This window comes from Curtobacterium sp. HSID17257 (assembly GCF_003989515.1).
Classification (GTDB): domain Bacteria; phylum Actinomycetota; class Actinomycetes; order Actinomycetales; family Microbacteriaceae; genus Curtobacterium.
This window is the reverse complement of record NZ_RBLU01000039.1, coordinates 20,308-27,597: the sequence shown is the minus strand read 5'-3', so window position 1 is coordinate 27,597 and position 7,290 is coordinate 20,308. Positions and strand designations below refer to the sequence as shown.

Genomic DNA, 7,290 nt, shown 5'->3' with positions numbered 1-7,290 from the left:
GCCGGCAGGTCGACGGGCTCCACCGCGGTGCCGTCGATCGTCGCGAGCAGGCGCAGGGCGGCGGTGCGGCCGAGCTCGGCTCCCGGCAGTGCGACGCTCGTCAGGGCCGGCGCCGTGACCGACGACGACGGCAGGTCGTCGAAGCCGGCGACCGCCAGGTCCTCGGGCACCCGGAGCCCCATCGCGCCCGCGACCCGGAGCACGCCGTACGCCAGGGTGTCCGCGGCCGCCACGACCGCCGTGACACCGTCCTCGTGCCAGGCCTCGACCACGTGCTCGGTCGCCAGCGCGGCGGCGTCGACCGTCAGGTCCGCGCGGGCACCGACCTCGGACACGGTGATCCCGGCGGCCGCGCAGGCCTCGTCGAACATCCGGTGGCGGATGCCGAACGTGGCGACCCTCGCGGTGCCGTCGAGGTACGCCACGTGCTGGTGCCCGCGGTCGCGCAGGTGTGCGACGAGCGCGTCGATCCCCGGCGCGAGGTCGTAGTCGACTGCGGTCGTGCCCTCGGCGGCGTCCGGGGCGTCGAGCAGCACCACGGGCACGCTCGCGTCCATGGGCTCGCCGGCTGCCGGTGCGTCGACCAGGATCCCCGCCGGCCGCAGGCGCTCGAAGCGCCGGAGGTCGGCCGCCGTCGGCTGCGCACCGCGCTCGGTGACCGAGAGCACCAGCTGGAACCGGTCGCCGAGGGTGTCCCGCACGCCCCGGATCACCTCGGCGAAGAACGGGTTCGACAGGTCGGGCGCGATGAGCACGACCAGGTCGCCGGTGCCGCGGGCGAGGGAGCTCGCCGCGTGGTCGACGACGTACCCGAGGGCGTCGACGGCGTCGCGCACCCGCTCGGCGATCGGCTGGGAGACCCGACCGCGGTCCTTGCCGTTGACCACGAGGGAGACCGTCGCGATGCTCGTCCCCGCGCGTTCGGCCACCATCGCCGCGGTCACGCGACGACCGTGGGGGGCGGGGGAGGGCACCCGACGAGCCTACCGACCGGGCCGCGCGTGCGGACGGACGAGGATTGCTCGGAGTTGACGTCAAGCGTTTGACGTGTTCGAATGTCAAACGCTTGACGCGCCGTGCTGGAGTTGGTTCCTCCACAGCGCGGACCCCACCGCGTCGAGCACACACGTCCGTCCGGCACTGCCGGACACGGTGGGCCACGACGGCCCGCCGACACCGATCCCCGACGAAGTGGAGCGCCCAAGGTGCCCGATGCAACGACGCAGAAGATCATCCTCGACTGCGACCCCGGCCACGACGACGCCGTCGCCCTCCTGCTGGCGCACGGCAACCCGACGATCGAGCTCCTCGCCGTCACCACCGTCGTCGGCAACCAGACCCTGCCGAAGGTCACCCGCAACGCCCTCGCCGTGGCACGGATCGCCGGCATCACGGGCGTGCCCTTCGCCGCCGGCGCCGATCGCCCGCTGCTGCGCGAGATCGAGGTCGCCCCGGAGATCCACGGGGAGAGCGGCCTCGACGGGCCGATGCTCCCCGAGCCGTCGTTCGACCTGGACGAGCGTCACGCCGTCGACCTCATCATCGACACGGTGATGGCGCACGAGCCCGGCACCGTGACGATCGTGCCGACCGCCGGCCTGACGAACATCGCCCTCGCCGTCCGCAAGGAGCCGCGCATCGTCGAGCGCGTGAAGCAGGTCGTGTTGATGGGTGGCGGCGTGCACGTCGGCAACTGGAGCCCGGTCGCCGAGTTCAACATCGTCATCGACCCCGAGGCCGCCGACATCGTCTTCCGCGCCGGCTGGGACGTCGTGATGGTCGGCCTCGACCTCACCCACCAGGCGCTCGCGACCCCCGAGGTCGCCGCACGCATCGCCGCCGTCGGCACCGGCCCGGCCGCGTTCGTCGGCGAGCTGCTCGAGTTCTTCGGGAAGGCGTACGAGGACGCCCAGGGCTTCGACGCCCCGCCCGTGCACGACCCCTGCGCCGTCGCGTACGTCATCGACCCGACGATCGTCCGTGCGGTGAAGATGCCGATCGCGATCGAGACGACGGGCACCCACACGCTCGGCATGACCGTCGCGGACCTCCGCGGTCCCGCGCCCGAGGACTGCCGCACGTCCGCGGCGATGGATCTCGACCACGGGCGCTTCTGGGACCTGGTGGTCGACGCCCTCGAGCGGATCGGCGAGACGCCCGACACCGGGTGGAGCCCGCGAGCCGCTGCCGAGGCGGTCGCCGACACCGACACCGACGTGACCGTCGTCGCGCAGGAGCGCTGAGCGCCGTGACCACCACCTCGACGACGAAGTCGACCGCCGCCCTCACCGCGGCCCTGCTCGCCGCGTGCGTCGCGTTCCAGCTGAACGCGAGCATGCTCAGCCCCGCCCTCGCGACGATGGCGGACGAACTCCGCACCGACGACGCGACCATCGGGCTCTCGCAGACGCTGTTCTTCACGATCGCGGCCCTGTTCTCGCTGTTCCTGCCCCGGCTGTCCGACATCGTCGGCCGCAAGCGGGTGCTGCTCGGCATGCTGCTCGTCATGCTCGTCGGCAGCGTCGTCGCCGCCCTGGCCGTGAACGTGCCGATGCTGTTCGTCGGCCGGATGATCCAGGGCGTGACCGGCCCGGTCGTGCCCATCGGCCTGCTCGTCCTGCGCAACGAGATCGCCGACCCGAAGCGCTACGGCGCCGCACTCGGCCTGCTCACCGCGGTGAACGGCGGCATCGCCGGGGTCGACGCCCTGGCGGGCGGCTGGATCGCGACGCACTTCGGGTTCCGTGGCATCTTCTGGGTGATCGTCGTCGTGACGGCCGTCGCGGCGCTCATGGTCGCCCGCTGGGGCGTCGAGTCCCGACCCTCCGCCGGGACGCGCATGGACTGGTGGGGCGTGCTCCCGCTGGTCATCAGCGTCGGCGCGCTGCTCACCGCGTTCAACGAGGCCGGCAAGCTCGCCGCGGCCGACTGGGCACTCGTCGTCGGCGGGATCGTCGTCGCCCTGGTCGCGTTCGGGGTGTTCTGGGCGATCGAGTCCCGGGTCCGCGAGCCGCTCGTCGAGACCCGGTACCTCAAGCGCCGCGGGACGTGGGCGCTGCTCGTCACGACCCTGCTCACCATGACGGGTGTCTTCGCCGTCGTGAACGGCCTGGTCACGAGCCTGGCCCAGAACGACGAGGTCGGCTTCGGCCTGGAGCCGGACGTCGCCTCGCTCGCGTTCCTCGTGCCCTACGCGCTGGTCGGGTGGGTCGTCGGACCGTTCTCCGGACGTCTCGCGCCGACGCTCGGCTACCGGGCCGTCCTCCGGGTCGGCCTGGTCGGCAGCATCGTCGCCACGCTCGTCATGGCGTTCGTCGGCGTCCACTCGCTGCCCGTGCTCGTCGCCGCCACGGTGCTCATCGGCATCACCTACGCGGGCATCGCGAACATCGTGCTGAACGGGCTCGGCATCGTGCTCTCGCCGGAGTCCAACCCCGGGTTCCTGCCCGGCCTCAACGCCGGTGCGTTCAACCTCGGTGCGGGCATCAGCTTCGCGGTGCTGCCGGCGCTGCAGATCGCCCTCGGCACCGGTGGGTCGGCCGGCACCGCCGGCTACTCCGGTGGGATGCTGCTCGGTGCCGCGATCACCTGCGCGGCACTCGCCACGTCCTTCCTCATCCCGCGCCCGGCCTCGGCCGAGACAGGAGCCACCGCATGAGCGGCATCGTCGTCGTGGGCAGCCTCAACGCGGACCTGGTGGTCCGCACGGAGCGCTTCCCGAAGCCCGGGGAGACCCTGCAGGGGTCGGACCTCGCGATCCTGCCCGGCGGCAAGTCCGCCAACCAGGCGGTGGCGGCCGGGAGGCTCGGGGGCACCATCCGCATGATCGGTGCGGTCGGCGACGACGGGAACGGCACGCTGCTGCGCGAGTCCGTCGCATCGGCCCACGTGGACACGACGCACGTCGCGGTCCGGCAGGGCGTCGCCACCGGGACCGCCGTCATCACGGTCGACGCCGCGGGCGAGAACACCATCGTGATCTCCGGCGGCGCGAACGCCACGCTCACGCCGGAGGACCTGCCCGCCTCGGCGTTCGACGGCGCCGGCGTGCTCGGGCTCTGCCTCGAGGTCTCCATCGACGTCGTGCTCGCCGCCGCACGCGCCGGCCGTGCCGCCGGTACCACGGTGCTCACGAACCTGTCGCCGTTCGGGGCCGTGCCGCAGGAGCTGCTCGACCTGACCGACGTGCTGCTGGTGAACGAGCACGAGGCGGCCGAGCTCGGGGACCACGGTGTCGCCCGCTCGATCGTGACCCGTGGCGGCGCGGGCTGCACGGTGCACGACGGGGACGCCGACCCGGTCGACGTCGACGCCGTGCGGGTCGAGCCCGTCGACACCACGGGGTGCGGCGACGCGTTCATGGGTGCGGTGGCGCTCCGGCTCGACGCCGGCGACTCCCTGCTCGAGGCCGCGCGCTTCGCCGTCGGGGTCGGTGCGTACGCCGCGACGAAGCCGGGCGCGCAGGCCTCGTACCCGACCACGTCGGAACTGGAGTCCTTCCTGCGGTCGTAGGCCGAGCCTCCCGTCCGCCCGTCCCTTCCCGCGAAACGCAACCCCGGCGGTTGCTCGCAGCGCTGTACCGATGCGAGGTGTCGTCGGGGTTGCGTCGTGCGGGGGACATCCGCCGCTAGCGTTGTGGCATGCGCGTCGGAGTCCTCGACATCGGGTCCAACACCGGCCACCTGCTCGTGGTGGACGCCCACGGCGGGGCCGCGCCGCTGCCGGCGTCGTCGTTCAAGCAGTCGCTGCGGCTCGCCGAGCACCTGGACGAGTCGGGCGCGGTGACGCCCGCGGGCGTCGAGGCCCTCACGACCTTCGTGGCCGACGCCGTCCGCATCGCCGAGGAGCGCGGGTGCGAGGACATGCTCGGGTTCGCGACGTCAGCCGTGCGGGACGCCGTGAACTCCGACGCGGTGCTCGCCCACGTCGAGGAGCGCACCGGCGTGGAGCTCGCCGTGCTGTCCGGCGAGGACGAGGCGCGCCTGACGTTCCTGGCCGTCCGACGGTGGTTCGGGTGGTCCGCGGGACGGCTCGCCGTGTTCGACATCGGGGGCGGCTCGCTCGAGATCGCCGGCGGTGCGGACGAGGCGCCCGACGTCGCGTGGTCGATGCCGATCGGTGCCGCCCGGCTCGCACGCCGGTACTTCGCCGAGGGGACGCCGAGCGAGGACGACGTCCGACGCATCCGGCACGAGATCCGCGTCGCCATCGCGCGGGACGCCGGGCTGCTGCTCCGCTCGGGTCGGCCCGACCGCGCCGTCGCGACCTCGAAGACGTTCCGCTCGATCGCGCGGATCTGCGGCGCGGCGCCCTCGGCCGCCGGACCGCTCGTCCCGCGCGCACTCGACGGCGCGGAACTGCGTCGGCTGCTGCCGTCGCTGCTGACGAGCTCCGTCCCCGAGCTCGCGGCGCTGCCGGGCGTCTCACCGAGCCGCGCGCACCAGGTCGTGCCCGGGGCGCTCGTGGCCGAGGCGTGCCTGGACATCTTCGACCTGCCCGCGCTCGAGATCTGCCCGTGGGCCCTGCGCGAGGGCGTGATCCTCGAGCGGCTCGACCAGCTGTCGGTGCTCGGTTGAACATGGCTCGGCACGTCGCGGAAGCCCCTCCGGAGGCGCCGACGTCGTTCGCGCTCGGTCCGACCTGGGTGCGCGTCGGCCTGTGGGTCACGCGCGGCGCCGCACTGCTCTGCGCACTCGTCCTCGGGATCGGGTGGCAGTGGTTCGCGGGACTCGCGGCGCCGTCAGCGACGGTCCGCCGCGTTGGCGACGACCTGCGTGCTCTGACCGTCCTCGGGCCGCGCTGCGTGCGGCTGCCGAGGGCGTTCATCGTCCGGTTCCGCATCTGGAGCGGTGTCGGCACCACGCACGGCCTGTTCGTGCTCGATCGGCGGTGCCGGGCGCTGGTCGTCCTCAGCCCCGTCGGTCCTGCCGACACGGGCCGCACGCGGGCGCTGGTCCCCGCCGCGGAGGACTCGCTGTGGAGGGCAGCCTGCGAACACCTGCTCGGGCTCGGGTGGCTCCTCGCGACGGTGGTCGTCGTGTTCGTGCTCGGCGGGGCGCTCGGCGCGGCCTTCTCGGTTCCGGGCTCAGGCCTCGGCTGACCGTCCCTCGGCTCGCGGGGGAGCGAGCAACCACGGGCGGATGAGCTGTGTGACGAACGGCAGCACCCAGAAGGTCATGATCGGCGTCAGCACGAGCGTCGTGACGAGCACGCGCGGCAGCACGGCCAGGTGCCCGAACGCCGGGACGAGCCAGCCGACCAGGTAGGTGAACGCCAGGTTCACCGGGAAGAACCCGAGCCAGATGCTCACGGCCTGCTTCCACCGCGGCGGGGCGCTCGACGCGGGGGCGTCCTGCGGGGCGTCGAACCAGCCCTCGATGCCGGTGCGCTTCTCGACACGGGACTCCACCACGAGGTCGCGCCCCTGGTCGAGCCACCGGAGCCGGTCGTCGGAGTTCTCCCACGTGGCGAGCTGCTCGTGGTCGGCGAACCGGTAGAGCATGTGCCACTCCCGACTGGTGGCGTGCGAGCGGACCCACCCGGAGCCGAGGAAGCCCGGGTAGCGGTTGGCGAGGTTGACACCGGACTGCACCCAGGCGGTGGCGTCGGGGATGCGGTCGGGTTCGACCAGACGGGTGATGGACACGGTGACGGGCGGGCCTGCGGTCACGGATGACGACTGCAGACTCCCTGGCTCTTGTGGAGTCATGCGGACAGTCTCGCGGAGTCGTGTTTCGGGCTCGTGACGGCGCAGTAGGTTCGGCACATGAGCGACGTCGGCGGTGCAGCACAGGACACCGAGCGTGGGCGGCACGAGACCCCGACCGAGCGGTGGGACCGGAACTGGTCGGACATCCAGCAGGAGCCCCGCATCGTGCAGACCGGGACGCAGATCCTGGCCGGGTTCCTGCTGACGCTGCCGTTCCAGCAGCGCTTCACGATGCTCACCCCCGGTGAGGAGGTCGTCTACCTCGTGCTGGTGGTCCTCGCGGTCGTGATCACGGTCGTCGCGCTGTCGGCCGTCTCCGCCCACCGGCTGGTGTTCCGGCAGCGTCAGAAGCACGACCTGGTCCGGGCTGGGAACGTGCTGCTCATCACGGCCCTCGCGGCGAGCGCCCTGCTGTTCTCGGGCACGGTGCTGTTCGTCTTCGACGTGGTGATCGGGGACGTCGGTGGCGTCGTCGGCGGTGCCGTGGTGTTCGTCGGGACGGCAGCGCTGTGGGTCTCGATCCCGCTCGCGCTCCGCCGGACCTCCCGCGACACCCGGGACCACCCCGGACCTGAGTGAGT

At 72.8% G+C, this 7,290-nt stretch carries 8 protein-coding genes; 6 read left to right on the top strand and 2 right to left on the bottom strand.

The features are described from left to right. Window positions 1-974: LacI family DNA-binding transcriptional regulator (locus D8M35_RS08395; RefSeq protein ID WP_238638152.1), on the bottom strand; the 974-nt coding region annotated here is incomplete at its 3' end. 231 nt (window positions 975-1,205) lie between these two features. Between D8M35_RS08395 and D8M35_RS08390 the strand changes: the two genes are divergently transcribed. From D8M35_RS08390 to D8M35_RS08370, 5 genes are all read left to right on the top strand, one after another. After that, entirely contained in the window at window positions 1,206-2,243 is a 1,038-nt protein-coding gene (locus D8M35_RS08390; RefSeq protein WP_126891447.1) for a nucleoside hydrolase, read from the top strand. Between the two features lie 5 nt (window positions 2,244-2,248). Then, on the top strand, window positions 2,249-3,658 hold the full coding sequence (locus D8M35_RS08385) for an MFS transporter (protein ID WP_126891446.1): 1,410 nt from the start codon (window positions 2,249-2,251) through the stop codon (window positions 3,656-3,658). Further along, entirely contained in the window at window positions 3,655-4,512 is an 858-nt protein-coding gene (locus tag D8M35_RS08380; RefSeq protein WP_126891445.1) for a ribokinase, read from the top strand. Before D8M35_RS08385 ends, D8M35_RS08380 begins: the two co-directional genes overlap by 4 nt. Window positions 4,513-4,640: 128 nt before the next feature. Beyond that, complete coding sequence (locus D8M35_RS08375) at window positions 4,641-5,576, top strand: Ppx/GppA phosphatase family protein (RefSeq protein ID WP_126891444.1); 936 nt, start codon at window positions 4,641-4,643, stop codon at window positions 5,574-5,576. A 2-nt stretch (window positions 5,577-5,578) separates the two neighbouring features. After that, complete coding sequence (locus tag D8M35_RS08370) at window positions 5,579-6,100, top strand: hypothetical protein (RefSeq protein ID WP_126891443.1); 522 nt, start codon at window positions 5,579-5,581, stop codon at window positions 6,098-6,100. On the opposite strand, the gene D8M35_RS08365 is transcribed toward D8M35_RS08370, so the two are convergent. Continuing rightward, window positions 6,086-6,709, bottom strand: a complete 624-nt coding sequence (locus D8M35_RS08365) for an antibiotic biosynthesis monooxygenase (RefSeq protein WP_126891442.1) — start codon at window positions 6,707-6,709, stop codon at window positions 6,086-6,088. The two genes, D8M35_RS08370 and D8M35_RS08365, sit on opposite strands and share 15 nt — an antisense overlap. Before the next feature lie 57 nt (window positions 6,710-6,766). On the opposite strand from D8M35_RS08365, the gene D8M35_RS08360 reads away from it, so the two are divergent. Next, window positions 6,767-7,288: a DUF6328 family protein gene (locus D8M35_RS08360; RefSeq protein ID WP_126891441.1), complete on the top strand. Its 522-nt coding sequence runs from the start codon at window positions 6,767-6,769 to the stop codon at window positions 7,286-7,288. The last annotated feature ends 2 nt before the right edge of the window (window positions 7,289-7,290 follow it).

Excerpts from the sequence above, each read along its gene's own strand:
- D8M35_RS08380 (WP_126891445.1), top strand. The coding sequence starts at position 3,655 with ATGAGCGGCATCGTCGTCGTGGGCAGCCTCAACGCGGACCTGGTGGTC.
- D8M35_RS08375 (WP_126891444.1), top strand. The coding sequence starts at position 4,641 with ATGCGCGTCGGAGTCCTCGACATCGGGTCCAACACCGGCCACCTGCTC.
- D8M35_RS08370 (WP_126891443.1), top strand. The coding sequence starts at position 5,579 with ATGGCTCGGCACGTCGCGGAAGCCCCTCCGGAGGCGCCGACGTCGTTC.
- D8M35_RS08365 (WP_126891442.1), bottom strand. The coding sequence starts at position 6,709 with ATGACTCCACAAGAGCCAGGGAGTCTGCAGTCGTCATCCGTGACCGCA.
- D8M35_RS08360 (WP_126891441.1), top strand. The coding sequence starts at position 6,767 with ATGAGCGACGTCGGCGGTGCAGCACAGGACACCGAGCGTGGGCGGCAC.